The 26,155-nt window shown below is 74.2% G+C and carries 19 protein-coding genes and 1 pseudogene; 9 read left to right on the forward strand and 11 right to left on the reverse strand.

Annotated elements, in window-relative coordinates; genetic code table 11:
• Positions 1–5: 5 nt before the first annotated feature.
• The 5 genes from QQY24_RS23240 to QQY24_RS23260 all read right to left on the reverse strand — a co-directional run bounded on the left by QQY24_RS23240 (position 6) and on the right by QQY24_RS23260 (position 7,622).
• Positions 6–1,826, reverse strand: coding sequence for a branched-chain amino acid ABC transporter permease (locus QQY24_RS23240; protein ID WP_301976335.1), 1,821 nt, complete (start codon positions 1,824–1,826; stop codon positions 6–8).
• Positions 1,827–1,831: 5 nt separating this feature from the next.
• Entirely contained in the window at positions 1,832–2,761 is a 930-nt protein-coding gene (locus tag QQY24_RS23245) for a branched-chain amino acid ABC transporter permease (protein WP_301974645.1), read from the reverse strand.
• A gap of 120 nt (positions 2,762–2,881) precedes the next feature.
• On the reverse strand, positions 2,882–4,090 hold the full coding sequence (locus QQY24_RS23250; protein WP_301976336.1) for a branched-chain amino acid ABC transporter substrate-binding protein: 1,209 nt from the start codon (positions 4,088–4,090) through the stop codon (positions 2,882–2,884).
• Between the two features lie 692 nt (positions 4,091–4,782).
• A complete protein-coding gene (locus QQY24_RS23255; protein WP_301974646.1) occupies positions 4,783–5,271 on the reverse strand; it encodes a PaaI family thioesterase in 489 nt (162 codons plus the stop codon).
• 47 nt (positions 5,272–5,318) lie between these two features.
• Positions 5,319–7,622 (reverse strand): FdhF/YdeP family oxidoreductase, encoded by a 2,304-nt coding sequence (locus QQY24_RS23260; protein WP_301974647.1) that lies wholly within the window; start codon positions 7,620–7,622, stop codon positions 5,319–5,321.
• Between the two features lie 146 nt (positions 7,623–7,768).
• Between QQY24_RS23260 and polA the strand changes: the two genes are divergently transcribed.
• Together polA and QQY24_RS23270 are read left to right on the forward strand one after the other, a co-directional pair.
• Positions 7,769–10,495 (forward strand): DNA polymerase I, encoded by a 2,727-nt coding sequence (polA, locus tag QQY24_RS23265; protein ID WP_301974648.1) that lies wholly within the window; start codon positions 7,769–7,771, stop codon positions 10,493–10,495.
• A gap of 215 nt (positions 10,496–10,710) precedes the next feature.
• Positions 10,711–11,175 (forward strand): hypothetical protein, encoded by a 465-nt coding sequence (locus tag QQY24_RS23270; protein WP_301974649.1) that lies wholly within the window; start codon positions 10,711–10,713, stop codon positions 11,173–11,175.
• Here the strand turns inward: QQY24_RS23270 and QQY24_RS23275 are convergent.
• Positions 11,075–11,932, reverse strand: a pseudogene (locus tag QQY24_RS23275) (DUF4184 family protein). The gene QQY24_RS23270 and the pseudogene QQY24_RS23275 sit on opposite strands and share 101 nt — an antisense overlap.
• Positions 11,933–12,271: 339 nt before the next feature.
• Here QQY24_RS23275 and QQY24_RS23280 point away from each other — a divergent pair.
• Positions 12,272–14,002: a lytic transglycosylase domain-containing protein gene (locus tag QQY24_RS23280; RefSeq protein ID WP_301974650.1), complete on the forward strand. Its 1,731-nt coding sequence runs from the start codon at positions 12,272–12,274 to the stop codon at positions 14,000–14,002.
• Between the two features lie 96 nt (positions 14,003–14,098).
• On the opposite strand, the gene hrpB is transcribed toward QQY24_RS23280, so the two are convergent.
• The gene (gene hrpB / locus QQY24_RS23285) at positions 14,099–16,624 is read right to left on the reverse strand and encodes an ATP-dependent helicase HrpB (RefSeq protein WP_301974651.1); all 2,526 of its coding nucleotides are present in this window, start codon (positions 16,622–16,624) and stop codon (positions 14,099–14,101) included.
• A 99-nt stretch (positions 16,625–16,723) separates the two neighbouring features.
• Entirely contained in the window at positions 16,724–17,692 is a 969-nt protein-coding gene (locus QQY24_RS23290; protein WP_301974652.1) for a class I SAM-dependent methyltransferase, read from the reverse strand.
• A 232-nt stretch (positions 17,693–17,924) separates the two neighbouring features.
• On the opposite strand from QQY24_RS23290, the gene rpsA reads away from it, so the two are divergent.
• From rpsA to QQY24_RS23310, 4 genes are all read left to right on the forward strand, one after another.
• Entirely contained in the window at positions 17,925–19,415 is a 1,491-nt protein-coding gene (gene rpsA / locus QQY24_RS23295; protein WP_301974653.1) for a 30S ribosomal protein S1, read from the forward strand.
• Between the two features lie 395 nt (positions 19,416–19,810).
• On the forward strand, positions 19,811–20,749 hold the full coding sequence (locus QQY24_RS23300; RefSeq protein WP_301974654.1) for a PAC2 family protein: 939 nt from the start codon (positions 19,811–19,813) through the stop codon (positions 20,747–20,749).
• A gap of 281 nt (positions 20,750–21,030) precedes the next feature.
• Complete coding sequence (coaE, locus tag QQY24_RS23305; RefSeq protein ID WP_301974655.1) at positions 21,031–21,678, forward strand: dephospho-CoA kinase; 648 nt, start codon at positions 21,031–21,033, stop codon at positions 21,676–21,678.
• Positions 21,679–21,769: 91 nt separating this feature from the next.
• Positions 21,770–22,150, forward strand: coding sequence for a M48 family metallopeptidase (locus tag QQY24_RS23310; protein ID WP_301974656.1), 381 nt, complete (start codon positions 21,770–21,772; stop codon positions 22,148–22,150).
• 61 nt (positions 22,151–22,211) lie between these two features.
• On the opposite strand, the gene QQY24_RS23315 is transcribed toward QQY24_RS23310, so the two are convergent.
• Complete coding sequence (locus QQY24_RS23315) at positions 22,212–22,514, reverse strand: DUF6343 family protein (RefSeq protein ID WP_301974657.1); 303 nt, start codon at positions 22,512–22,514, stop codon at positions 22,212–22,214.
• A 74-nt stretch (positions 22,515–22,588) separates the two neighbouring features.
• Positions 22,589–23,377 carry a hypothetical protein gene (locus QQY24_RS23320; RefSeq protein WP_301974658.1) on the reverse strand — a complete coding sequence of 263 codons (789 nt, stop codon included), beginning with the start codon at positions 23,375–23,377 and terminating at the stop codon, positions 22,589–22,591.
• Between the two features lie 262 nt (positions 23,378–23,639).
• Here QQY24_RS23320 and QQY24_RS23325 point away from each other — a divergent pair, with 262 nt between their 5' ends.
• A complete protein-coding gene (locus QQY24_RS23325; RefSeq protein ID WP_301974659.1) occupies positions 23,640–24,332 on the forward strand; it encodes a bifunctional 2-polyprenyl-6-hydroxyphenol methylase/3-demethylubiquinol 3-O-methyltransferase UbiG in 693 nt (230 codons plus the stop codon).
• A gap of 183 nt (positions 24,333–24,515) precedes the next feature.
• Here the strand turns inward: QQY24_RS23325 and QQY24_RS23330 are convergent, their stop codons facing one another.
• Complete coding sequence (locus QQY24_RS23330; protein WP_301974660.1) at positions 24,516–25,154, reverse strand: RNA-binding S4 domain-containing protein; 639 nt, start codon at positions 25,152–25,154, stop codon at positions 24,516–24,518.
• A gap of 88 nt (positions 25,155–25,242) precedes the next feature.
• Between QQY24_RS23330 and QQY24_RS23335 the strand changes: the two genes are divergently transcribed.
• Complete coding sequence (locus QQY24_RS23335; protein WP_301974661.1) at positions 25,243–25,938, forward strand: uracil-DNA glycosylase; 696 nt, start codon at positions 25,243–25,245, stop codon at positions 25,936–25,938.
• The last annotated feature ends 217 nt before the right edge of the window (positions 25,939–26,155 follow it).

Below are 26,155 nucleotides of genomic sequence, written 5' to 3' on the forward strand. Positions count from 1 at the left end.
GTTCCTCACGCCCCTGCCTTGGTGACGGCCGGTTCGCCGGTGAGCGTCTTCTGTTCCGGCACGTCCAGCTGGCCGGTCTCGTGGAACTCCAGCTGGCGCCGGCGGTTGGCGATGATGCCCTCCGGCCGGAAGCGCATCAGCAGGATCAGCGCGACGCCGAAGGCCAGCAGCTCGTAGTTCTGCAGGAACTGCAACTTCTCCGGGACCAGGTAGAGCACGCTGGCGCCGAGCAGCGGGCCGCTGACGGTGCCCATGCCGCCGAGGACGACGGCGGCCAGCAGGAACGCCGAGTTGGGCGGGGCGGCGCCGGCGAACTGGTACGGCTGCGGGTTGACGCTGTAGTTGACGTGCGCCATCACGGTGCCGGCGAGGCCCGCGAGGGAGGCGCCGAGCGCGAAGGCGATCAGCTTGACCCGGAAGCCGTTGATGCCCATGGCGGTGGCGGCGGTCTCGTCCTCGCGGATGGCGATCCAGGAGCGGCCGATGCGGGAGTCGGCGGCACGGGTGAAGACGAGTACGACGATCGCCGTGACGATGAGCATCAGGAACAGGTAGTTGGCGAACCGGCCCAGGGTGAACCCGCCGATGTCGTGCGCCTCGCCCAGGTTGAACCCGAGGATGTCCAGGTCCGGGATCTGGGTGATGCCGTTGGGGCCGCGGGTGATGTTCGGCCCGGAGTCGCCGTCGAGGTTGTTGACGGTGATGCGGAAGATCTCACCGAAGCCGAGGGTGACGATGGCCAGGTAGTCGCCGCGCAGCCGCAGCGTGGGCGCGCCGATCAGCACGCCGAAGACCAGCGAGGCGGCCATGCCGGTCAGGGCCGCGGCCCAGAAGGGGAACTGCACGCCGGAGAACCGGGAGTACTCCGAGCCGGAGACGAGGGCGGCCGCGTAGGCGCCGACGCCGAGGAACGCGACGTAGCCGAGGTCCAGCAGACCGGTGAGGCCGACGACGATGTTCAGGCCGAGGGCCACGGTGGCGAAGATTAGGATGTTGGCGCCGATGTTGGCGTTGTGGTCGTCGCTCTGGGTGAAGGGGAAGATCACGGCGGCGGCGAACGCGAGCGCCGCGGCGAAGCCCTTGTGGCGGGCGGAGACGGCCGCGTAGCGGTCCAGCAGGCCGGCGTTGACGAGGGCCCAGGCGCCGAAGACCAGCGCGAGCAGGTAGCCGATGAAGGTCTCGCTCGCGTCGTTGTCGATGCCGATGCCGTAGGTGAACACCACCAGGGCGAGCGCGGTGCCGACGGTGATGGCGAGGCGTTCGGCCAGGGCCGTGGCCGCGGCCCGGCGGGGGTACGCCGGCTTGGTGAGCCGCAGGACGCGCAGCGCGCGGTAGCACACGCCGAGGACCGGGCGCGCCGCCCAGCTCGGCTGCTCCAGGGACGCGGCGGTGCGCCGGTCGAGGGGCAGGCCGAGGGCGCCGGCGGCCAGGACGAGGGCGGCGACGGCGGCGACGAAGCCGCCGGGGTCGACGTTGACCAGGCCGCCGAGGTCGACGGCGATGGCGATGACGGTGAACCAGACGACGGCGAAGGTGCCGAGCGCGAACAGCGCCAGGGTGTTGTTGCTGCCGCTGGGGTTGAGCCGGTCCAGCCCGCGGACGCCGTAGCCGGCGAGGGCGTACACCAGGGCGATCGCGGCGCAGACGAGGGTGATCACCTGCAGCCCCGCCGGGTAGCCGTAGACGGTCAGGTCCCCGGGGAACTCGGACGTCCAGGTCCAGGACATGAACGTGGAGGCGATGGTGAAGACGGCCCCGATCGCGGCCAGGGGGCGTGCGAGGGCCGGGGGGAGCGGGACGACGGGAGTCTTCTCGGTGTCGGTCATGCTGCTCACGCCCTGTCCGCGACGCGTTCGCCGAGCAGGCCCTGTGGCCTGAAGAGGAGTACGAGGATGAGGAGGACGAAGGCCCACACGGCGGCCCAGCCGCCTCCGCCGAGCTGCTGCATGCCGGGGATGTCGGCGATGTAGGCGGTGGCCATGGCCTCGGCGAGGCCGAGGACGAGGCCGCCGAGCATGGCGCCGTAGATGTTGCCGATGCCGCCGAGGACCGCCGCGGTGAACGCCTTCAGACCGGCGATGAAGCCCATGTCGTAGGAGACGGAACCGTACTTCAGGCCGTAGGACAGGCCGGCGACCGCCGCGAAGAAGCCGCCGATGGCGAAGGCGACGACGATGATGCGGTTGGTGTCGATGCCCATCAGCTGGGCGGTGTCCGGGTCCTGCGCGGTGGCCTGCATGGCGCGGCCGGTGCGGGAGAGGCGGACGAAGAAGGCGAGGACGGCCATGCACACCGGGGCGGCGACGATCAGGAAGACGTCACCGCTCTGCACGGTGACCGAACCGAGGTGCAGCGGTCCGAACGGCAGCTGCGGGAAGACCCGGGCCGACTTGGCCTCCGGGTACCAGTTGAAGACCGCCTGCTGCAGGGCCAGCGACAGACCGATCGCGGTGATCAGCGGGGCGAGGCGCGGCGCCCCGCGCAGGGGGCGGTAGGCGAAGCGCTCGGCGCCGACGGCGATGAGCACGGCGACCAGCGCGCCGCCGATGAGCATCGCCGGCAGGGCTATCCACATGGATATGCCGTCCGGCAGGGCGAGGTAGACCGTGAGCGCGCCGAAGCCGCCGGTCATGAAGATCTCGCCGTGGGCGAAGTTGATGAGCTGGACGATGCCGTACACCATCGTGTAGCCGATGGCGATCAGCCCGTACATCGAGCCGAGGAACAGCCCGTTGGCCAGCTGCTGCGGCAGGGTGTTCACCGCATGGCCTCCATGTGGGTGGGGAGAGTCAAGGGGGCTTAGAGACCGGGCCGCGCGGTGACGGTGGTCGGCGCCGCGCGGCCCTGGTGGTGCGGAGTGTTCGGTTTTCTGCCGGTCGGACTACTTCGGGTTGGCGGTGCCGCTCTTGACGGACTTCCACTCACCGTTGGTGACCTGGTAGACGGTCAGCTGCTTGTTGGTGGTGTCACCGAACTCGTCGAACGAGACGTGGCCGGACAGGCCGTCGAAGGAGGACTTCTGGACGGCGTCCACGACCTGGGCGCGGGCGTCGGACGGGAGCTTGCCGTCCTTCACGACCCGGCCGACGGCCTTGATGATCGCGGTGGTGGCGTCGTAGGAGTACGAGCCGTAGGTGCCGTAGTCGCCGGGGTACTTCTTGGCCTTGTAGGTGGCCACGAAGTCCTTGGCGGCGGGCAGGGTGTCGACCGGGACGCCGATGGAGGTCACCAGGTCGCCCTCGGCCGCCTTGCCGGCGGTCTTGATGTAGGTCGGGGTGAACATGCCGTCGCCGCCGAACAGCGGGATCTTGGCCCCCGCGTCCTTGAGCTGCTTGGTCAGCACCTGGGACTCGTCGTACTGGCCGCCGTAGTAGAGCAGGTCCGCGCCCGAGTTCTTGATCTTGGTGACGAGGGTGGAGAAGTCACGGTCACCGGTGTTGACGTGGTCGGTGCCGATGACCTTGCCGCCCTGCTTGACGAACTGCTCCTTGAAGATCTTGGACAGACCCGCGCCGTAGGTCTGCTTGTCGTCGACGACGAAGGCCTTCTTCTTCTTGAGGCCGTTGAAGGCGTAGTCCGCGGCGAAGGCGCCCTGCAGCGCGTCGGTGGTCGCGGTGCGGAAGTAGGTCTTGAACGGGCGGACCTTCTTGGTCTGCCAGTTCTTGCCCTGGCTCAGCTCGGGCGCGGTGTTGGAGGGGGAGATCTGCACCAGGTTCGCCGTGGCGAGGGTCTGCTGCATCTGCGTGGCCACGCCCGAGTTGAGGGGGCCGACCACGCCCAGCACGTCCTTCTCGGCGACGAACTGGGAGGCGTTCTGCTGGCCGGTGGCCGGGATCGCCTTGTCGTCCAGCGCCTTGACCTTGAAGGTCACGCCGGGGACGGTCTTGTTCTTGTTGGCGTCGTCGGCGGCTATCTGGGCGCCGTACTGGATGCCGAGACCCGTCGCGGAGTTCTGGCCGGTCAGCGGGGCGTCGACGCCGATCGTGACCGTCACGTTGCCGCTGTCGCCGTCCTTGCTGTCGTCGTTGCGGGAGCCACAGGCGGTGAGGGTCAGAGCTCCGGTGGTCAGAACGGAGGTAAGAATCACCAGAGAACGCTGTCGCACAATCGATCCTTTCCGCAGGCACGTACGCCCCCTCCGGGGGACGACAGGTGCGGCGCCGGTACCGAACTCCCGATGGAGCGGTGACTGGCCGTGACTCTAAGCCCGGTATGGAGACCTGGCATCGCCGTGCGCTGGCTTGTGACTTTCTTGTTATGACGGCACGGACCGCCGACTTCCGGCCAGGACGCTCTTGGCCGTTTTGGCGGAATTTCCCAGCGGTCCACATTTTGAGAACGCGCACTTCCGGTTGGCCGTGGACCGGGGGTGCGCCCCATCGGCATCCGGGCCCCGCGCGGCGGCGTGAAAAGGACGCCGCGGAACGCTCCGCGAAAGTGGAAACCGGGGTGTTGTATTGCGTACGTGTTACGCAGCGTCACGCCCGGAAAGGGAGGGTCCCGATTCGGTGATCGCGGGCCGGCGGCACGGACGCGGCTCCAGTGATCCTGCGGGCTGGCACGCCCGGATTCTTGAATTCCGTTTATGGCCGGACAAGGGCCCGGGCCGGTCCGGAACGGCGGGGACGGCGCCCGCCGCCGGCGGCGGGGCCGGCGGAACGGCCCGGTCCGCATCCGCGGCGGGGAAAGGCCCGGGCCCACCGACGGGCCGTCCCGCCCGGCGGCCTCGCGACCGGCCCGGTTTCCGCGCGGCCCGGCGGCTCGCCGGGCCGCGCCCCGGCCTCAGCCGGCCTGACGGGGCCCCGCGCCGTTCTCCGCCCCGGCGTCGCGCAGCAGGCACGTCAGCCGGGCGCTGCACACGCGGCGGCCCTCCTCGTCGGTGATCACGGTCTCGTACGTCGCCGTCGAGCGGCCCCGGTGCACGGGCGTGGCCACGCCGGTGACCAGGCCCGAGCGGACGCCGCGGTGGTGCGTGCAGTTCAGGTCGACGCCGACCGCGATCCTCGAACTGCCGCCGTGCAGCATGGCGCCGACCGAGCCCAGGGTCTCCGCCAGCACCGCGGACGCGCCCCCGTGCAGCAGCCCGTAGGGCTGGGTGTTGCCCTCCACCGGCATCGTCCCGACGACCCGCTCCGCCGACGCCTCCACGATCTGCACGCCCATCCGGGTTCCGAGGTGGCCCGCGGAGAACAGGGCGGGCAGGTCCACACCGAGCGCCGCGTAATCGTCGAGGACCTCCTGCGGGAACTTCACGTGCTGCTGCTCACCCATCGGTCCGGCTCCGTCCGTCGTCCAGCGTCATGTGGCTGAGCGAACGCTCAGTCGGCCGCCGATTGTTCCAGACGGCCGTTTGCCCGGCCCTCCAGACGGACCACGACGGACTTGCTCGCCGGGGTGTTGCTGGTGTCGGCCGTGGCGTCCAGCGGCACGAGCACGTTCGTCTCCGGGTAGTACGCCGCCGCGCAGCCGCGCGCGGTCGGATAGTGCACGACGCGGAAACCGGGCGCCCGCCGCTCCACGCCGTCCCGCCACTCGCCGACCAGGTCGACGTAGTCCCCGTCGGCCACGCCCAGCGCCCGTGCGTCCAGCGGGTTGACCAGCACCACCCGGCGGCCGTTCGTGATGCCCCGGTAGCGGTCGTCCAGGCCGTAGACCGTGGTGTTGTACTGGTCGTGCGAGCGCAGCGTCTGGAGCAGGAGGCGGCCCTCGGGCAGCCGCGGGTACTCCACCGGGGCCGCGGTGAAGTTGGCCCTGCCCGTGGCCGTCGGGAAGCGCCGCTCGTCGCGCGGCGCGTGCGGCAGCGTGAAGCCGCCGGGGCGGGCCACGCGCGCGTTGAAGTCCTCGAAACCGGGGACCACGCGCGCGATGCGGTCCCGGACCGCCGCGTAGTCCTCCTCGAACTCCTCCCACGGCACGACGCTCCTGTCGCCGAGCACCCGGCGCGCCAGCCGGCACACGATCGCCGGCTCGGACAGCAGGTGCGGGCTCGCGGGCGCGAGCCGCCCGCGCGAGGCGTGCACCACGCCCATCGAGTCCTCGACGGTGACGAACTGCTCGACGCCGCCGCGCACATCGCGTTCGGTGCGGCCGAGCGTCGGCAGGATCAGGGCGCGTGCGCCCGTGACCACGTGCGAGCGGTTGAGCTTCGTCGACACGTGCACGGTCAGCCGCGCGCGCCGCACGGCCGCCTCGGTGACCTCCGTGTCGGGGGAGGCGGAGACGAAGTTGCCGCCCAGGGCGAAGAACACCTTCGCCCCGCCGTCGCGCAGCGCGCGGATGGCGCGTACCACGTCGAGGCCGTGCTCGCGCGGGGGCGCGAACCCGAACTCCCTCTCCAGCGCGTCCAGGAACGCCGGGGCGGGCCGCTCGAAGATGCCCATGGTGCGGTCGCCCTGCACGTTGGAGTGGCCGCGCACCGGGCACACGCCCGCGCCCGGACGGCCGATGTTGCCGCGCAGCAGCAGGAAGTTGACCACCTCGCGGATGGTCGGCACGGAGTGCTTGTGCTGCGTCAGCCCCATGGCCCAGCAGACGATGGTGCGCCGCGAGTCGAGCACCATCCGCAGGGCCCGCTCGATCTCCGCGCGCGTCAGGCCGGTGGCCGCGAGCGTCTCGTCCCAGTCGGCCGCCCGGGCGGCGGCGGCGAACTCCTCGTACCCGTGGGTGTGCGCGCGCACGAACTCCTCGTCGACGGCACCCCCGGTCTCCACGATCAGCTTGTTCAGCAGGCGGAACAGGGCCTGGTCCCCGCCGATGCGGATCTGCAGGAACAGGTCGGTGAGGGCGGCGCCCCGGAGCAGGCCCCGCGGGGTCTGCGGGTTCCTGAACCGCTCCAGGCCCGCCTCGGGCAGCGGATTGACGCTGATGATCCGTGCGCCGTTCGCCTTGGCCCGCTCCAGCGCGGAGAGCATGCGCGGGTGGTTCGTCCCCGGGTTCTGCCCCGCGACGATGATCAGGTCCGCGCGGTGCAGGTCCTCCAGCAGGACGCTGCCCTTGCCGACGCCGATCGTCTCGGAGAGCGCCGAACCGGACGACTCGTGGCACATGTTCGAGCAGTCGGGCAGGTTGTTGGTGCCCAGCTCGCGCGCGAAGAGCTGGTACAGGAACGCCGCCTCGTTGCTGGTCCGCCCCGAGGTGTAGAAGACGGCCTCGTCCGGGGAGCCGAGCGCGGCGATCTCCTCGGCGACGATGCCGAAGGCCCGCTCCCAGGTGACCGGCTCGTAGTGCTCGCCGCCCTCCGGCAGGTACACGGGGTGCGTGAGCCGTCCCTGCTGTCCCAGCCAGTACCCGCTGCGGGTGGCCAGGTCGGCGACGGAGTGCGTGGCGAAGAACGCCGGGGTGACCCGGCGCAGGGTGGCCTCCTCGGCCACCGCCTTGGCGCCGTTCTCGCAGAACTCCGCCGCGTGCCGGTGGTCCGGCTCCGGCCAGGCGCAGCCCGGGCAGTCGAAGCCGTCCTTCTGGTTCACCCGCAGCAGTGTCAGCGCGGTGCGCCGCACCCCCATCTGCCGCTGGGCCGCGCGCAGGGAGTGCCCGACGGCCGGCAGCCCCGCCGCCGCGTGCTTCGGCTCCGCGACCTGCGGTGCGTCCTGGACCGGATCACCCTTGGGCGGCTTCGTCACCATGGCGCGCTCCTTTTCGACTGCGTGAGCCAAGTACGCCTCCGATCCTGTCACGCCCCGCCGGAAACGGTGCGGCCCGGGAACGTCCGGATCCGGGAGCGGTGCGTGCGCGGGCCGGAGTGTCGGTGGAGCGTGGCAGGATCGGAGGTGTGGCGAAGACAGCATCGAAGAAGACCGACAAGACCTCCGGCGGTACCCGTCCCCGGCTGATGCTCATGGACGGGCACTCGCTGGCCTACCGCGCGTTCTTCGCGCTGCCCGCGGAGAACTTCACGACCGCGACGGGCCAGCCGACGAACGCGATCTACGGCTTCGCGTCGATGCTGGCCAACACCCTGCGCGACGAGGAGCCCACGCACTTCGCGGTGGCCTTCGACGTCTCCCGCAAGACCTGGCGCTCCGAGAAGTTCACCGAGTACAAGGCGAACCGTTCCAAGACCCCGGACGAGTTCAAGGGCCAGGTGGAGCTGATCGGCGAGCTGCTCGACGCCATGCGCGCGCAGCGCTTCGCCGTCGAGGGCTTCGAGGCGGACGACATCATCGCCACCCTCGCCACGCAGGCGGAGGCCGAGGGCTTCGAGGTGCTGATCGTCACCGGTGACCGCGACTCCTTCCAGCTGGTCACCGAGCACACGACCGTGCTGTACCCGACGAAGGGCGTCTCGGAGCTGACCCGGTTCACCCCCGAGAAGGTCGTCGAGAAGTACGGACTGACGCCGACCCAGTACCCCGACTTCGCGGCCCTGCGCGGCGACCCCTCGGACAACCTGCCCGGCATCCCCGGCGTCGGCGAGAAGACGGCGGCGAAGTGGATCAACCAGTTCGGCTCCTTCGCCGAGCTGGTCGAGCGCGTCGACGAGGTCAAGGGCAAGGCGGGGCAGAACCTGCGCGAGCACCTGGAGGCGGTCAAGCTCAACCGCCACCTCACCGAGCTGGAGCGCGGGGTCGAGCTGCCGAAGACGGTCGCCGACCTGGAACGGGCCCCGTACGACCGCACGGCCGTCACGATGGTCCTGGACACCCTGGAGATCCGCAACCCGTCCCTGCGCGAGCGTCTCTTCGCCGTCGACCCCGGCGCCCAGGAGACCGGGACGGCCCCGGCCGCGGCGGCCGGCGTCGAACTGGACGGCGCGGTCCTCGGCACCGGCGAGCTGGCCCCCTGGCTCGCCGGGCACGGCACCGGCACGCTCGGCGTGGCCACCGTCGACGCCTGGGCGCTGGGCACCGGCTCGGTCGCCGAGGTCGCCCTCGCGGCGGCCGGGGGAGCGGCCGCCTGGTTCGACCCCTCCGAGCTGGACGAGGCCGACGAGAACGCGTTCGCGGCCTGGCTCGCCGACGCCGCCAGGCCCAAGGTGTTCCACGACGCCAAGCGCGCCATGCGGGTCTTCGCCGAGCACGGCTGGAGCGTCGGGGGCGTCCACATGGACACCGCGCTCGCCGCCTACCTGGTCAAGCCCGGCCGCCGCTCCTTCGACCTGGACGCGCTGTCGATGGAGTACCTGCACCGCGAGCTGACTCTGGCCGCGGCGGCCGACGGCCAGCTGGCGTTCGGCGCGGACGACGGCGCCGAGGCCGAGGCGCTGATGATCCAGGCCCGCACGGTCCTCGACCTGGGCGAGGCCTTCGGGGAGCGCCTCCAGGAGGTCGGCGCCGCCGACCTCCTGCGGGACGTGGAGCTGCCCACCTCGGTCCTGCTCGCCCGCATGGAGCGCCACGGCATCGCCGCCGACCGCGCGCACCTCGAAGCGATGGAGCAGCTGTTCGCGGGCGCGGTGCAGCAGGCCGTGAAGGAGGCCCACGCGGCGGCCGGCCACGAATTCAACCTGGGCTCCCCCAAGCAGCTCCAGGAGGTCCTCTTCGGCGAGCTGGCCCTGCCGAAGACGAAGAAGACCAAGACCGGCTACACCACCGACGCCGACGCCCTGGCCTGGCTCGCCACCCGAACCGGCAACGAACTGCCGGTGATCATGCTCCGGCACCGCGAGCAGGCCAAGCTGCGCGTGACCGTCGAGGGCCTGATCAAGACGATCGGCGCGGACGGCCGCATCCACACCACGTTCAACCAGACGGTGGCCGCCACCGGCCGGCTGTCCTCCACGGACCCCAACCTGCAGAACATCCCGGTCCGCACCGACGAGGGCCGGGCCATCCGCCGCGGCTTCGTGGTCGGCGAGGGCTTCGAGTCCCTGATGACCGCCGACTACAGCCAGATCGAGCTGCGCGTGATGGCCCACCTGTCCGAGGACGAGGGCCTCATCGAGGCGTTCACCTCCGGCGAGGACCTGCACACCACGGTCGCCTCCCAGGTCTTCTCGGTCGGGCGGGACGCGGTGGACGCGGAGATGCGCCGCAAGATCAAGGCGATGTCGTACGGCCTCGCCTACGGCCTGTCCGCCTTCGGCCTCTCCCAGCAGCTGAACATCGATGCGGCCGAGGCGCGCGCCCTGATGGACACCTACTTCGAGCGCTTCGGCGGCGTACGGGACTACCTGCGCCGGGCGGTCGACGAGGCCCGTGCCACCGGTTACACCGAGACCCTGTTCGGCCGCCGCCGCTACCTGCCCGACCTCAACAGCGACAACCGGCAGCGCCGCGAGACGGCCGAACGCATGGCCCTGAACGCGCCCATCCAGGGCACGGCGGCCGACATCGTCAAGATCGCCATGCTCCACGTCGACCGGGCCCTGCGCGAGGCGGACCTCAAGTCCCGGATGCTCCTGCAGGTGCACGACGAGATCGTCCTGGAGATCGCCCCCGGCGAGCGCCGGGCCGCGGAGGACATCGTCCGCCGCGAGATGGCGGGGGCGGTCCACCTGCGCGCCCCCCTCGACGTCTCCGTGGGCGTGGGCCCGGACTGGGAGTCGGCGGCCCACTGACCGCCCGCTGGGCCGGCCGCCGCGGCCGTGGGCCGGGGACTGCGCGAGGAGGCCCCGCCGCAACGGTGACCAGCCCCACGCGGCGCCCCGGCGCCGCCGCCTCCCGCCGCGCCGCTTCCCACCCGGGCCGTCCCCGCCGGCCCTCCGAGGGGGTTTCACTCATGTGGCCCCCGTCAGGCCGCCCCCCGGGCCTCCCGGCCGCGAGGATGCGGTGCATGGGTATACGCACGCACCACCGCCGGACGCCCGGAGCGGGCGCCCCGGGCCGGGCGCGCGCCGCCTCGGTCCGGGTGGCGCCCGCCCCACCGGTCCCGGCCCTCGCGGCCGGCGCGAGCACCGCCCGCGTCCCCGCCGACCTCGCCACGGCCGTGCGCAGGACCGCGGCGGGCCTGCGACACCGGCTCGCCGCCCGTGCCGCCCGTGCCGCCCGCCCCGGCCGCGTCCCCGACTGGCGGACCTGGGCCGACCTCGCCCGCGCCCACCTCGCGCTGCTGGTCACCCGGGCCCCCCGGGCGCGCCCCCGGCGCACCCTGACCGTGTTCGTGACTCCGGCGGCTCCGGTGACCCCGGCGGCCCCGGTCACCGAGCCGCCGACCGGCCCCGGCCCGCTCCGACCGCTCCGCCGGGACCGCCCGGGTCCCGCGGACCGCCCGCACCCGGGGCGGGACGCCGCACCCTGACCCCGACGGCGTACACCGGCAGCCCCAGGACCAGCCCGGCACCCACCCCGAAGCACAGGGCGGGCGGCAGTTCCCGGGGACCCGCGGACGCGCCCCCCGCGTCCCGCCACCGGTCCGCCCGCCGCACCGCGCCCGCCAGGACGCAGCCGCCGATCACGGCACCGGCCCGCCACCGGTCCCGCACGGACAGCGCGGGCACCCCCGGGGCTCCGGGCGGGCGCCCGCCGCAGGGCCCGTACCAGGAACGCGGCGATCACCACGGCGGCGCCCGCGGAGGTGCCGTACTGCAGCCAGGAGTACAGCGGCACGCCCGCGGCCTCCCGCGCCAGGGCCGGGAGCAGCCGCACCCCCCACCGGTCGTGATGCGTGAACGCGTCCCACACGACATGGGTCAGCGCGCCGAGCACCGCGGAGGCGTAGCCCCGCAGCACGGAAGCGGCCCGCACGCGGCGCACCGCAGGGCGGCGGGCCGGCGCTGCCGGGCCCGGGGCAGCAGCGCCACCAGCGGCTCCCGCACCAGCCGCCACACTCCCACCAGCGCCCAGGAGACGAGCACGTCCACGGTGACCGCCCCGGTCAGGGAGTGCGTGACCGCCCCGAACCCCATCCCGCCCGGCACCGCACCCGCCGTGTGGTACGTCACGTCGGGGGCGAGGGAGCCCGCGACGAGCACCGAGGGCACCAGGCGCCCCCGCCCGCTCCCGTCCCGGCGGACGGCGGGCAGGACGGCCGCCGCGTGGCTGAGGGTGAACGGCAACGGGGTTCCCCGGCAGGGCCGTCGGCCACGGCACCGCGACCGGCCACGCCACCGCGACCGGCACCGGGACCGCGACCGGTGATCGTGCCGTTCCAGTATGCGCGAGGAGCGCCCGATGCAGCCGGAACCGACGGCAGTTGGCCAACCGGTGAAAAGCGGGCACGAACGAGTGCCCACGCCGGACAAGTTGTCGTAGGGTCACCTGGATCGCCGTGCCGGGCGCACGGGCGGACAGCGCAGTGATGAAAGGCGGAACGGGGGCAACCGGAGCACCGGGTCAACCGTCACACCAGTGCGAGGCAGACGGACGCGCGGGCGTCCACGGGAGGGGTTCACTCTATGGCGGCGCATTTCGGCAGGAGGCTGCGCAAGGGAGCGGCGAGCACCGCCGTGGCCGCGGCGGCGGTCGCGGCTCTGTCCGCGTCCCAGGCTCCGGCGGCGACCGGGGACGACCACGGCAGACCGGCCGCGGCCGGCACCGGCACCCCCGCGGCCGACGGCAACGCCACCGGCAACTCGCCCTACTACACGGACCTGCCGCCGCTGAAGAGCCCCGAGCCAGGTCCGGCACCGACGATCGGCACACCCGTCTTCCGGGGGGAGGCCGAGGCCGGCATACCCGCCACCGTCCTAGACGCCTACAAGAAGGCCGAGGCCGAGCTCCGCGCCTCCAAGCCGGGCTGCAACCTGCCCTGGCAACTCCTCGCCGCCATCGGCAAGGTGGAGTCGGGCCAGGCCCGCGGCGGCCGGGTGGACGCGGCGGGCACCACCCTGGGCCGCATCCTCGGCCCGCAGCTCGACGGCAACGGCTTCGCGCTCATCCAGGACACCGACGGCGGCGCGTACGACGGCAACAGCGCCTACGACCAGGCCGTCGGCCCGATGCAGTTCATCCCCTCCACCTGGGCGTGGGCGGGCCGCGACGGCAACGACGACGGCAGGAAGGACCCCAACAACGTCTACGACGCCGCCCTCGCCGCCGGCCACTACCTGTGCCGCAACGGCTGGGACCTGTCCCGCGACGCCGACCTGCACAGCGCGGTCCTCAGCTACAACAACTCGCAGGACTACCTGAACCTGGTCCTGAACTGGCTGGAGTACTACCGCAAGGGCACCCACTCCGTCCCGGACGGCGCCGGCACGCTGCCCGCCCACCGCAGCGACACCACGGGCGGCCCCCGGACCTCCCCGCCGTCCTCGCGGCCGCCGAGGACCACCGGGCCCACCCCGCCCCCGACGAGCAGGCCGGCCGAGCCAGGCAGGCCCGGCACACCCGGCGGCGGCGAGAGCTCCCAGCCGGCCCCGCCCACCCCGCCGACGATGCCCACGCCCACGCCCTCCGAGACCGTGGACCACCTGGTGGACGCGGGCACCGCGAAGCTCACCGCGATGGCCGGGGACGCCTTCGGCCAGCGGATCAGCACCCGCGCCGTGACCGGGGCCGGAGCGGCCGTCGGCAAGGTCAGGGTCCGGTTCACCATCACCGGTGACACCGACGCCACGTTCGCCGGCGGCGAGACCGTGGCCACCGTGGCCACCGACGCCGAGGGCGTGGCGGTCGCGCCGGCCCTGCAGGCGGGCGAGAAGACCGGCGACTTCACCGTCACCACCACCGTCGTCGGCCACAGCGTCAAGGGGGTCGACTACCCGGCCACCGTCACCGCCCGCGCCGCCGACACCCTCACCCGCATCGGCGACACCCCGCTGACCTGCACCCCCGGCGGCGAGTTCGCCGCCGGGGTCCAGGCGAAGGCGACGTACCAGGGCGCCGCCGCGGACAGGGTCGCGGCCACCGCGACGCTCGTGGCGTCGGCCGCCGACGCCACGGCGAGCGACAAGGGCCCCTACTTCAAGGACGCCGGCGGCAGGGCCGTGCGCGCCCTCACCCTCCAGACCGACGACCAGGGCCTGCTCACCCTGCCGAAGCTGTACGCGGACGACACCGCCGGCACCTTCCTGCTCCGCATCACCACCACCGGCGGCGCCACCCTCACGGTGGAGCTGACGGTCGCCGCGGCCGACGCCCCGGCGAGCCCCGGTCCGTCACCGAGCCAGTCCGCGGCCTCCTGACCGGACGCCGGTCCCGGACACGCAGGGGCGCCCCACCGCCACGGCGGTGGGGCGCCCCCCGTTCCCCGGTGCGCGCCCCCGCCGGCCCCGGGCCGGTCAGCGCCCGAGCCGCGCGTTGGTGTGCCGGGTGGGCGCCGCGGTCGCCGGATCCTCGGGCCAGGGGTGCTTCGGATAGCGCCCGCGCAGTTCCGCCCGCACGCTCCGGTAGCCGTCCGCCCAGAAGGAGGCGAGGTCGGCCGTCACGGCGGCGGGCCGCCCGGCGGGGGAGAGCAGGTGGACGAGCAGCGGCACCCCCGCCACGACCGGCGTCTCCCGCAGTCCGAACATCTCCTGCAGCTTCACCGCCAGCACGGGCCGCTCCGGGTCCGCGTAGTCGACCCGGACCGAGGACCCGCTCGGCACGGTGATCCGCTCGGGTGCCAGCCCGTCGAGCCGTGCGGCGTCACCGCTCGCCCAGGGCAGCAGCCGCGCGAGGGCCCGGCCGGCGTCGATCCGCCCGAGATCGGCCCGCCGCCGGGCCCGGCCCAGTTCGGGCTCCAGCCATTCGTCCGCGCGCGCGAGCAGCGCCTCGTCGGACACGTCCGGCCAGGGCTCGCCCAGGTGCGCACGCACGAAGGCCAGCCGCTGCCGCAGCACCCTCGCATCCTGCGACCAGCGCAGCAGCCCCAGTCCCTGCCGGCGCAGCCCGTCGAGCAGGGCGGCGCGGACGAGCGCGGGACCGGCGTCCCCCAGCGGCCGCACGGCCAGCTCGATCGCCCCCAGCCGCTCCACCCGCCGGGCCACCACGTCCCCGTCGGCCCAGTGCACCTCCTCCCGTTCGGCGGCGAGGGCCCCGGCGGCGGCCCGCGCCACGTCCTCGGGCACGGCCGCGCCGAGCCGCACGCGCGCGTGCCCCTTCCCGGCGGCCCGGTCGGCGGCGGCCACGACGATCCACGGCGCCCCGCGCAGCGCCGACCCCTCGCCCAGCTCGGCCCGGGTCCCGGACGCCATGAGGTACGACCCGCCGTCGAGCCGGGCGACGCGCTCGGGGAAGGCGAGGGCGGCGACGGCGCCGGCGAGCCGGTCGTCACCGGCGCCCGCTCCCGGCCGCACGTCCACGGGCGGCCGGCGGTCGTGGACGTGCGGCCGGGACGGCTCCCCGGAGACGGCCCGCAACCGCCGCACCTCACCGCGCCACCGTTCCGCGTAGGCGTCACCCCCGCCCCGGGCACGCCGGAGCGCACCGGCGAGGTCGTCCCCGTACTCCCGCGGGACCTCCTCCGACAACAGGGCCACCACCTCGGCCCCCGCGCCGGGGGCGTCCAGCAGCGCCCGCCCCAGCCGGGGGTGCACCCCCAGCCGCCCGAGCCGCTCCCCGAGCGGGGTGACCCGCCCGGCACCGTCCACCGCCCCCACGGCCGACAGGACAGCGCGCGCCGCCGCCATCGCCCCGCCCGGCGGCGCATCCAGCAGGGCGAGTCCGGAGGCGTCCGGATCGCCCCAGCAGGCCGCCTGAAGGGCGAAGGCGGTCAGATCGGCCACCTTGATCTCCGGCGCCGGGAACGCCGGCAGACGGCCGTCCTCCGCCTCCGTCCAGCACCGGTAGACCGCCCCCGGCGCCTCGCGCCCGGCCCGCCCCGCCCGCTGCCGGCCGGCCGCCCGCGACGCCCGCACGGTCACCAGCCCGCTCAGACCGCGCGCGTGGTCCACCCGCGGCTCCCGCGCCAGCCCCGCGTCGACCACCACCCGCACCCCGGGCACCGTCAGCGACGACTCGGCCACCGACGTGGCCAGCACCACCCGGCGCCGCTCCCCCCGCGTCAGCACCGCGTCCTGCACCGCGGCCGGCGCCCGCCCGTGCACCTGGAGCACCTCGACGTCCCCGAGGTCCCCGAGCCGTCCGGCCACGCGCGCGATCTCGCCCACACCCGGCAGGAAGCACAGCACGTCGCCCGGCCGCTCGGCCAGCGCCCGCCGCACCACCGAGGCCACGTGCGCGAGCAGCGCCGGATCCACCCGCATCCCGTGCGGCGGCCGGACCGGGCGGTCCGGCGGCGCCCACACCACCTCGACCGGATGCGACACGCCCTGCGCCTCGACCACCGGCGCCCCGCCGAGCAGCCGCGACCAGCCCTCGGCGTCCGTGGTCGCCGAGGCGGCCACCAGCCGTAGCTCCGGCCGCAGCGTCTGCCGCACGTCCCACAGGAACGCGGCCACCGTGTCGGCGTCCAGGTGCCGCTCGTGGCACTCGTCGAGCACCACCGCGTCGACGCCCGCCAGTTCCTGGTCGCGCTGCAGCCGCTGCAGCAGCACACCGGTCGTCACGACCTCCACGCGGGTGTGCCGCCCCACCACGCGCTCGCCGCGCACCGTGTAGCCGACGCTCCGGCCGGTCCGCTCCCCGAGCAGCCACGCCATCCGCCGGGCCGCCGCCCGCGCCGCGATCCGCCGCGGTTCGGCCACCACGACCCGCCGCGCCGGACCGCCGCCGGCCAGTCCCGCCAGCACCAGCGGCACCAGCGTCGTCTTGCCGGTGCCCGGCGGCGCCACCAGGACGGCGGTGCCGTCCGCCTCCAGGGCGCCGGCCAGGGCGGGCAGGGCGGTGCGCACGGGCAGCGCGTCGAGGGCGTCGTCACGGATCACGCCCCCAGTGTCGTACGCGCCCGCGGGCCCTCCCCGCGCGTGGGGTGCCCGCGGGCCGCCGGAGCGGCGTGCGGTCCCGGTCCCGTCGCGAGGCGGCGGTCAGTCCCGCTCGCACACGAAGATCGCCGTCCCCGGGATCAGGCTGCCGCGCAGCGGGGACCAGCCGCCCCACTCCGAGGTGTTCCAGGCCGGCCACTCGGGCTCCACCAGGTCCGCCAGGCGGAAGCCCGAGGCCACGACGTCCCGCACGCGGTCGCCGAGGGTCCGGTGGTGCTCGACGTACACCGCGCGGCCGTCCTCGCCCTGCTCGACGTACGGCGTGCGGTCGAAGTACGACGCCGACACCGACAGCCCCTCGGGACCGGGTTCGTCCGGGAACGCCCAGCGGACGGGGTGCGTCACCGAGAAGACGAACCGGCCGCCCGGCCGCAGCACCCGCCGCACCTCGCGCAGCACCCGCCGCGGGTCGGCGACGAACGGCAGCGCGCCGTACGCCGAGCAGGCCAGGTCGAAGGAGCCGTCCGCGAAGGGCAGCGCGCAGGCGTCGGCGCACACGAGGGGGAACGAGCCGCCGATGCGCAGCGCGTGCTGCAGCTGGCGGTGCGAGAGGTCCAGCGCCACCGGGCGGGCCCCCCGGGCGGCCAGCCAGCGCGCGCACTGGGCCGCGCCGGCGCCGATCTCCAGGACCGCCCGGCCCTCCAGCTCCTCCGGCGGTCCGAGCAGTCCGGCCTCCACCTCGTCCAGGCCCTCCGGACCCCACACGAAGCGGTCGTCGCCCAGGAAGGTGCCGTGCTCGCGCTGGTACTCGTCCGCGTTGCGGTCCCACCAGCCCCGGTTGGCCCGGCTGCTCTCCGCTGCCCCGGCGTCACGCCGGGTGGCTTCCGGCTCGGCCCCCTCCGGGCCGGGCGATGCGGGCTCTTGGATGATCGGCTCCCTCGTCGTACTCTTCCGTCCAGCCCGCCGGGCGACGGTGTCTCCCGGCGGGGCCGCGAAGGCCCGCTCGGCCTTCCGGGACGATTCCTGTGCCGGAAATGCGGGGATCCGCCCCGGGTGTGCTCCTTCGCGCATTGACCCTGCCCGGCTGCCCCCGTATGCTACAAGTTGCGCTGCGGGCCTGCGCACCTCAGACGTAGCAGGCTGCGCTCGCATCTGTTGTATGTCCCCTCGGTTGTCGAGGCGCCACCGGGCACCCGGTGCTCAAGTGGCGCTTCCTTGGCTGTCCGGCTTCTGCAGAGCGAAACGGGCTCCCGGCGTAAGCAGTACCTACGACTTCAATGTCCGTACCGGAGCCCTTTCCCACATGACGAGCAGCACCGAGACCACCGCCACCACCCCGCAGGTAGCGGTCAACGACATCGGTAACGAGGAAGCCTTCCTCGCCGCGATCGACGAGACGATCAAGTACTTCAACGACGGCGACATCGTCGACGGCGTCATCGTGAAGGTCGACCGGGACGAGGTCCTGCTCGACATCGGTTACAAGACCGAAGGTGTCATCCCGAGCCGCGAGCTCTCGATCAAGCACGACGTCGACCCGAACGAGGTCGTCGCCGTCGGTGACGAGATCGAGGCCCTGGTCCTCCAGAAGGAGGACAAGGAAGGCCGCCTGATCCTCTCGAAGAAGCGCGCCCAGTACGAGCGTGCCTGGGGCACCATCGAGAAGATCAAGGAAGAGGACGGCATCGTCACCGGTACCGTCATCGAGGTCGTCAAGGGTGGTCTCATCCTCGACATCGGCCTCCGCGGCTTCCTCCCGGCCTCCCTGGTCGAGATGCGCCGCGTCCGCGACCTCCAGCCCTACGTGGGCAAGGAGCTCGAGGCCAAGATCATCGAGCTGGACAAGAACCGCAACAACGTGGTCCTGTCCCGCCGTGCCTGGCTGGAGCAGACCCAGTCCGAGGTCCGCCAGACCTTCCTCACCACCCTCCAGAAGGGCCAGGTGCGGTCCGGCGTCGTCTCCTCGATCGTCAACTTCGGTGCCTTCGTGGACCTGGGTGGCGTCGACGGCCTGGTTCACGTCTCCGAGCTGTCCTGGAAGCACATCGACCACCCCTCCGAGGTCGTCGAGGTCGGCCAGGAGGTCACCGTCGAGGTCCTCGACGTCGACATGGACCGCGAGCGCGTCTCCCTGTCGCTGAAGGCGACCCAGGAAGACCCGTGGCAGCAGTTCGCCCGCACCCACCAGATCGGCCAGGTCGTGCCCGGCAAGGTCACGAAGCTGGTTCCGTTCGGTGCGTTCGTCCGCGTGGACGAGGGCATCGAGGGCCTGGTCCACATCTCCGAGCTGGCCGAGCGCCACGTGGAGATCCCGGAGCAGGTCGTCCAGGTCAACGACGAGATCTTCGTCAAGGTCATCGACATCGACCTCGAGCGCCGCCGCATCAGCCTCTCGCTGAAGCAGGCCAACGAGTCCTTCGGTGCCGACCCGTCCGCGGTCGAGTTCGACCCGACCCTGTACGGCATGGCCGCGTCCTACGACGACCAGGGCAACTACATCTACCCCGAGGGCTTCGACCCGGAGACCAACGACTGGCTGCCGGGCTACGAGAAGCAGCGCGAGGAGTGGGAGCGCCAGTACGCCGAGGCGCAGTCCCGCTTCGAGCAGCACCAGCAGCAGGTCATCAAGTCCCGCGAGGCGGACGCCCAGGCCGTCGCCGAGGGCGGCGAGGCCGCGGCTCCGGCCGCGACCGGCGGTTCGTACTCCTCCGAGGGCGCGGACACCTCCGGTGCCCTCGCCTCGGACGAGGCGCTCGCCGCGCTGCGCGAGAAGCTGGCCGGCGGCCAGAGCTGATCGAGCCGATCGCAGTCCGCCGGGTTCAGCCGGTGACCGAGGGCCCGCACCGTCACGGTGCGGGCCCTCGGCCGTACCCGGCCGGCCCGGCCGCGCGCGTCCCCGTCCTCCCGGGGGAGCAGCCGCCCCCGCCCGGGCGGAACACCCGGCACGCACGGCACGCACGACCGGCTGACGGGCCGTGACCGGCACCCGGGACGCTCGCCGCCCGTCCGGACACGTGCCGCGCCGGCCGCGCCGTACGCGCGCGTGCCGCCGTGGCGCAGCGGGTATCCGGGCAGCTCGTGGATCGGGGCATGAAGAGCCGGTGGGACGTGCCTGATCAGGCGCACGGGTGGGAATGCCCGCGTCCCGCGCCGCGTTGTGCAGTACGGACACGAGGAGGAGCGGTCACTGTGCTTGATCCGCAGGGTTTGTACGCATGGGAGCCGAAGGGCTTGGCCGTGGTCGACACGGCACTCGCCCAGGAGTCGGCCGGCCTTGTCATGCTCTACCACTTCGACGGATACATCGACGCGGGGGAGACCGGCGACCAGATCGTCGACCGGGTCCTCGACTCACTGCCCCACCAGGTCGTCGCCCGGTTCGACCACGACCGGCTCGTGGACTACCGCGCCCGCCGCCCCCTGCTGACCTTCCAGCAGGACCGCTGGACCGACTACGAGGTGCCCGCCATCGAGGTCCGCCTCGTCCAGGACGCCACCGGCGCGCCCTTCCTGCTGCTCTCCGGCCCCGAACCGGACGTGGAGTGGGAGCGTTTCGCGGCGGCCGTCCGGCAGATCGTGGAGCGGCTCGGGGTCCGGATGTCCGTCAACTTCCACGGCATCCCCATGGGCGTCCCGCACACCCGCCCCGTGGGCCTCACCCCGCACGGCAACCGCACCGACCTCGTCCCCGGCCACCGCAGCCCCTTCGAGGAGGCCCAGGTGCCCGGCAGCGCCGAGGCACTGGTCGAGTACCGCCTCATGGAGGCCGGACACGACGTCCTCGGCGTCGCGGCCCACGTCCCGCACTACATCGCCCGCTCGCCGTACCCGGACGCGGCCCTGACCGTCCTGGAGGCCATCACGGCCGCCACCGGCCTCGTCCTGCCCGGCGTCGCGCACTCCCTGCGCACCGACGCCCACCGCACGCAGACCGAGATCGACCGGCAGATCCAGGAGGGCGACGAGGAACTCACCGCGCTCGTCCAGGGCCTGGAGCACCAGTACGACGCCGCCGCGGGCGCCGAGACCCGCGGCAACATGCTCGCCGAACCGGTCGAGATCCCCTCGGCCGACGAGATCGGCCAGGAGTTCGAGCGCTTCCTGGCCGAGCGCGAGGGCGACGGCTAGGGTCTTCCGCTCGGATCCTGCCGGGCCCGCGAGTCCGGCAGGACCCGCGGGCCCGGCGGGAACCGGACGAGAGGATCCGGGTGCGCCGTCCCGGGACGCGGGTGACACGCGCGCCGGGTGCCCGCACGGATGAGGGCCTTCCGGGTTCGGTGCGGACCGCGCCAGCCACGCCCGACCGCAGGAGACCCCCGGGTCCCGCCGTGACGCCCCGCCGACCCCGGCCGGGCGGCCGCGTCCGGCCCGGTGTGTCGTCCACGGCGGCCGGCCCTAAGCTTCCGTCCATGTTGAAAGTGGGCCTGACCGGCGGCATCGGTGCCGGCAAGAGCGAGGTGTCCCGGCTGCTCGTGGAGCACGGGGCCGTGCTGATCGACGCCGACCGCATCGCGCGCGAGGTCGTCGCGCCCGGAACCCCCGGCCTCGCCGCCGTGGTCGACGCGTTCGGCGGGGACGTCCTCGCCGCGGACGGCAGCCTGGACCGCCCCCGGCTCGGTTCCCTCGTCTTCGCCGACCCCGGCAAGCTCGCCGTGCTCAACGCGATCGTGCACCCGCTGGTGGGGGCCCGCTCCCGGGAACTGGAGAGCGCCGCGGACGAGGACGCCGTCGTGGTCCACGACGTCCCGCTCCTCACCGAGAACGGCCTGGCACCGCTCTACGACCTCGTGATCGTCGTGGACGCGCGCCCCGAGACCCGGCTCGACCGGCTGGTCCGGCTGCGCGGCATGACCGAGGAGGACGCACGCGCGCGGATGGCCGCGCAGGCGAGCCGCGAACAGCGCCGGCGGATCGCGGACATCGTGATCGACAACGACGTCCCCCTGGAGGCGCTGCGAAGGCGCGTGGCCGAGGTCTGGGACGACCTCCTGCGCCGGTCCCGCACCCCCGGGACGGCGGGCCGGGACGAACGGCCCGGCGGCGGCACGGCGCAATGACCGCGGCGTGCCGCGGACGACCGTGGTGCGCCGCGGAATAGCGGCCGGGTGCCCGCGCGTTGGACCGGTGCAGTGAGGGAAGGACTTCGCCGTGCCCGAGACCAGCGGTTCGACCGGACGTACACCGGAGACGCACGTCATCGACTTCCGCGCCGCCGAGCAGCTGCTCGGCGCGCGGGACCCACGGGGCGCGGTGAAGCTGCTCGACGGAGTCATCGCCGCCCACCCCGAGAACACGGCCGCCCGCCTGCTGCGCGCACGGGCCTTCTTCGCCGCCGCGCAACTGCGCCCGGCCGAGCTGGAGTTCACGATCGTGCTGGAGCGCGAGCCGGACAACGCGTTCGCGCACTTCGCGCTCGCCCGCACCTACGAACGCCAGGGCCGCCCCGACCAGGCCAAGCGCCACTTCCGGCTGGCCGCCGCGCTGGACCCGAACCCCGAGTACCTGAAGGCGGCCCGCTTCGACTCGTGAAGCGGGCAGGCTCCGCCCGGCCCCCGGGTCCGCGCGGGCTCCCCGGCGGCCTCCCGTCCGGTCACGGGCGCCGGGGGAGCCGCCCACGGGGCGGACCGCCGCGCCGGGCACCGCCGGGCGGGTCGTACGGCGGTACGTCCCGGCCCGGCTGGTAGTGCGGTCCCTGCCGCAGGTGCCGGAGGATCACGGCCAGGTCGGTGGTGACCACCAGCCACAGGACCCCGCAGGCGGCCGCCCAGCCGGGGCGTCCGGCGAGCGCGAACGCCGCCGTGCCGAAGACCGCCCAGACCAGTCCCCACACGCTCAGCCAGAACCGCGCCCGCAGCGCACTGCGGGCGGTGGCCGGTTCACTGCCCGTACGCATCAGGTCCCGTCGCTCCCGTCCTCCAACGTACTCTCCGGCCGGGGCCCCCGCCGATGACCCGCCGGCCGGGGCGCTCACCAGCCCCGGTACCGGCCGAGCCGGTCGATCTCCCGGGCGGCGCCGCGGCAGGCGTCGACGAAGTCACGGGCCGCGCTGGGCGTCACGGCGGCTGGTTCGCGCAGGGCGTCGGCGTTCAGGCGGCGCAGACGGTCCACGACGGTCACGACGTGCGGGGACGCTCCCAGCGAGGTCAGCCTGGCGCCGAATTCCACCGGAGAGGAGGGGGCGGGGAAACCGGCGGTCGTGATCCTGTCGGTGCAGAGGGTGTGCAGCGCGTCCCAGGCCGTGGCCACCGCACCGGCGGGCGCGGCGTCGACCGCGTCCCGGGCCTCGCGCAGTCGCGTCCGCCGGGCCCGGGCGAGGCTTCCGCCCGGGGACCGGGTGCTCCCGGCGGGCGGCGGAGCGGGCACCTGCTGGGAACCTCCGTAGGCGGTACCCGGTTGCGGGGAGGGCGCTCCCCCGGGAGCGGGGTGGCTCCCGGTGCCCGCAGGACCCGGCACGCCGGCAGGTGCGGGCAGCCGTCCGTCGGTGCCGTGCTGCGGGTGCTGCGGGGCGGGGACGGGCTGGGGGACGGGCCACTGGGCGGGGCCGGCCAGGGCGGCGTCGTCCGCCGCGCTCTCCGCCTGCCGGAGCACGTCGCGTGCCGCGGCCGCGAACTCGATCGCGCCGACCGGTGTCTCCACCCGGGTCATCCTGTCGAAGGCGGCCCGCACGTGGGCCCGCAGGAACCAGACCAGGACCAGCGTGACGCAGGGCCAGGCGAGTGCCTGCACGTACTTGAGGACGAGTTCGGCTATGCGCACGGTCTCATGGTGGCGCCTGCCGGCGCCTCGGCGGGGCGGCCACGGAGCCGATCAGGCGCGTCCTGGCCGGTTCCGTGACGACCGTGTCCGGAAACCACCGGTCGAGGGGACTCGAAAGGGGACCGGGCACGGCGGGGAAAGGGCCGGGCGCGCGAGGGAGGCGCGAGGGAGGGACGGGCGGGCCGTCGCGGAGACCCGCACCGGAGGGGAACGGACGCGGACGGACGGGAACGGACGGGCGGTCACCCTCCGTTGGAGGGGCATGACGGAGAAGACGCGTGAGGGATACGACGGCACGGGTCCCGGTGCGATCACCCCGGACGGCTGCGCGGTCGAACTGTACGCACGGCTCCCGGTGGGTGACGAACCGGACGTCATCGCCGCGGCCGTACCCGCGGGGTCGCACATCCTGGAGCTGGGCAGCGGAGTGGGCCGGGTGACCCACGCCCTGCTGGAGCGCGGCTTCGCGGTCACGGCCGTGGACGAGTCGCCGGAGATGCTCGCCCGCGTCCGCGGCGCGCGCACGGTGTGCAGCCCCATCGAGGACCTGGACCTGCCCGAGAGGTTCGACGTGGTGATACTCGCGTCGTTCCTGGTGCACGCCGGCGACCCCGGGGTGCGCCGGGGCCTGCTGCGCACCTGCGCCCGGCACGTCGCGGAGGGCGGCTGCGTGCTCATCCAGCGGGAGCCGGAGGACTACCACTCGAGGGTGCCGAGGGAGCGGACCGACCCGAACGGCTTCACGATCCGGATCCTCTCGGCGGAACCGGTCGGCGACGGGGTCAACTCGGTCCGCGCCGAGTACGTGTTCCCGGACGCGCTCTGGACCCAGACCTTCCTGTCCCGCCCCCTGACCAGGGCGGCCTTCGAGGAGGCCCTGGCGGAAGCGGGGCTGGAGGTGGACGCGTACCTGACACCGGACAGGATGTGGGTGAGGGCGGTTCCGATGGGGTGACGGACGGACGCGCCGGAGGGGAGCGCGGCGCGGACCCGAGGGGGGCCGCCTGCCGCGCTGGAGGCGTGCGGGGTGACGGGCGCAGGCCGCCCCGGCGCCGCCGGCGGTGCCGGGGACCGGGGCCGGGCGGACGTCGTCGGCGGCCGGCGCGGGCCGGTGGACGCGGACCCCGGTGGGGGCCGGTCAGCGGCTCCGGGGCCGTCGGCCCGGGCTGCCGGGTGTGCCGGGGCCCCCGCGGACGCCGGGTCCGGCCGGACCCGGCGGGCCGCCGAGGCCGCCGAGGGCGCGCAGCCGTTCCAGATCACGGCGGTCGCGCTTGGTGGGACGGCCGGCACCGCGGTCGCGCAGCCCGGCGGGGGCCACGGCCTCGCGGGGCGGGGGAGGAGGGGAGTTGTCGACGTAGCACTGGGCGGCCACCGGGGCGCCGACGCGCTTGCGGATCAACCGCTTGACGATGACGATCCGTTCCCGGCCCTCGTTCCGCACCCGCACCTCGTCGCCGACGCGCACGGAGTAGGCGGCCTTCACCCGCTCGCCGTTGACGTGCACGTGCCCGCCCCGGCAGGCGGCCGCGCCCAGCGAGCGCGTCTTGACCAGGCGCACGGCCCAGATCCAGCTGTCGATGCGCACCGACTCCCCGGGGCCCGGTCCGGCGGCCTCGGCCGCGGCCACCGCGGCGGCGACCTTGGGATCGGGCGGCGGGACGTCGGCGGGTGCGGCAGCCGGGACACCCCGGGCGTCCCGGCCGTCCTGCACGGGCGCCGTCGCGTCCGGCCCGCCGGTGTCGCGGTGCACGTCCTCGTCCGCATCCTCACAAGCCATGTCCCGACCTTAACGCGCCGGGCCGGGACGCCGGGCCGGGTTTTCCGCCGGGGCGTGCGGCCGGGCGGGCCGGGCATACGGTGAGGCCATGGAGGACAGCAGCGCCCTGGCCCGGCTCGACCGGCGGGTGGCGGACTGCCGGGCCTGCCCGCGCCTGGTCGACTGGCGCGAGGAGGTGGCCCGGACCAGGCGGGCCGCGTTCGCCGACTGGACGTACTGGGGGCGGCCGGTTCCCGGCTTCGGTCCGGCCGACGCCCGCCTGCTGGTCATCGGGCTGGCCCCGGCCGCGCACGGCGGCAACCGCACCGGCCGCATGTTCACCGGCGACCGCTCCGGGGACGTGCTCTACCGGGCCCTGTACGACGTGGGGCTGGCCTCGCAGCCCACCGCCGTCAGCGCCGACGACGGCCTGGAGCTGTACGGCGTCCGGGTCACCGCGCCCGTGCACTGCGCGCCGCCCGCCAACAAGCCGACCCCCGGCGAGCGCGACACCTGCCGTCCCTGGCTGGTCCGGGAGCTGGAGCTGCTGCGCCCCACGCTCAGGGCGGCCGTCGTGCTCGGTGCCTTCGGCTGGCAGGCCGCGCTGCCCGCGTTCGCGCAGGCGGGCCGGTCCGTGCCCCGCCCCCGTCCCGTCTTCGCCCACGGCGCCCGGGTCGCCCTCGACGGCCTGGACCTGTTCGGCTGCTACCACGTCAGCCAGCGCAACACCTTCACCGGCCGGCTCACCCCCGGGATGCTGCGGGAGGTGCTGCGCACGGCGGCGGACGCGGCGGGGCTGCTGTAGCGGGGCCGGCGCCTGCCGCCGAGGCCGTGGGCAGCGCGTCCGGTCCGGGCCCGCCCCACCGGCGCCGCGGGGACGGCCTGGAAAGCGCGGGACGGCTGGCGACTGCGCCAGCGTGCCCGGCACCGGTACCGGCACCGGCGGCCTCACGACGAGCCGGGCGGGCACCCCAGGCGGGCCGCTGCCGAGGGGCCGGACGCGGGCCGTCCGGCGCAGTGGC

This window comes from Streptomyces sp. TG1A-8 (assembly GCF_030499535.1).
Taxonomy (GTDB): Bacteria; Actinomycetota; Actinomycetes; order Streptomycetales; family Streptomycetaceae; genus Streptomyces.

Bases quoted from the DNA above. Each gene is read 5' to 3' on its own strand.
- QQY24_RS23240 (WP_301976335.1), bottom strand. From the start codon at position 1,826: ATGACCGACACCGAGAAGACTCCCGTCGTCCCGCTCCCCCCGGCCCTC.
- QQY24_RS23255 (WP_301974646.1), bottom strand. From the start codon at position 5,271: ATGGGTGAGCAGCAGCACGTGAAGTTCCCGCAGGAGGTCCTCGACGAT.
- QQY24_RS23260 (WP_301974647.1), bottom strand. From the start codon at position 7,622: ATGGTGACGAAGCCGCCCAAGGGTGATCCGGTCCAGGACGCACCGCAG.
- QQY24_RS23270 (WP_301974649.1), top strand. From the start codon at position 10,711: ATGGGTATACGCACGCACCACCGCCGGACGCCCGGAGCGGGCGCCCCG.
- QQY24_RS23280 (WP_301974650.1), top strand. From the start codon at position 12,272: ATGGCGGCGCATTTCGGCAGGAGGCTGCGCAAGGGAGCGGCGAGCACC.
- QQY24_RS23290 (WP_301974652.1), bottom strand. From the start codon at position 17,692: ATGCGCGAAGGAGCACACCCGGGGCGGATCCCCGCATTTCCGGCACAG.
- rpsA (WP_301974653.1), top strand. From the start codon at position 17,925: ATGACGAGCAGCACCGAGACCACCGCCACCACCCCGCAGGTAGCGGTC.
- coaE (WP_301974655.1), top strand. From the start codon at position 21,031: ATGTTGAAAGTGGGCCTGACCGGCGGCATCGGTGCCGGCAAGAGCGAG.
- QQY24_RS23315 (WP_301974657.1), bottom strand. From the start codon at position 22,514: ATGCGTACGGGCAGTGAACCGGCCACCGCCCGCAGTGCGCTGCGGGCG.
- QQY24_RS23325 (WP_301974659.1), top strand. From the start codon at position 23,640: ATGACGGAGAAGACGCGTGAGGGATACGACGGCACGGGTCCCGGTGCG.
- QQY24_RS23330 (WP_301974660.1), bottom strand. From the start codon at position 25,154: ATGGCTTGTGAGGATGCGGACGAGGACGTGCACCGCGACACCGGCGGG.
- QQY24_RS23335 (WP_301974661.1), top strand. From the start codon at position 25,243: ATGGAGGACAGCAGCGCCCTGGCCCGGCTCGACCGGCGGGTGGCGGAC.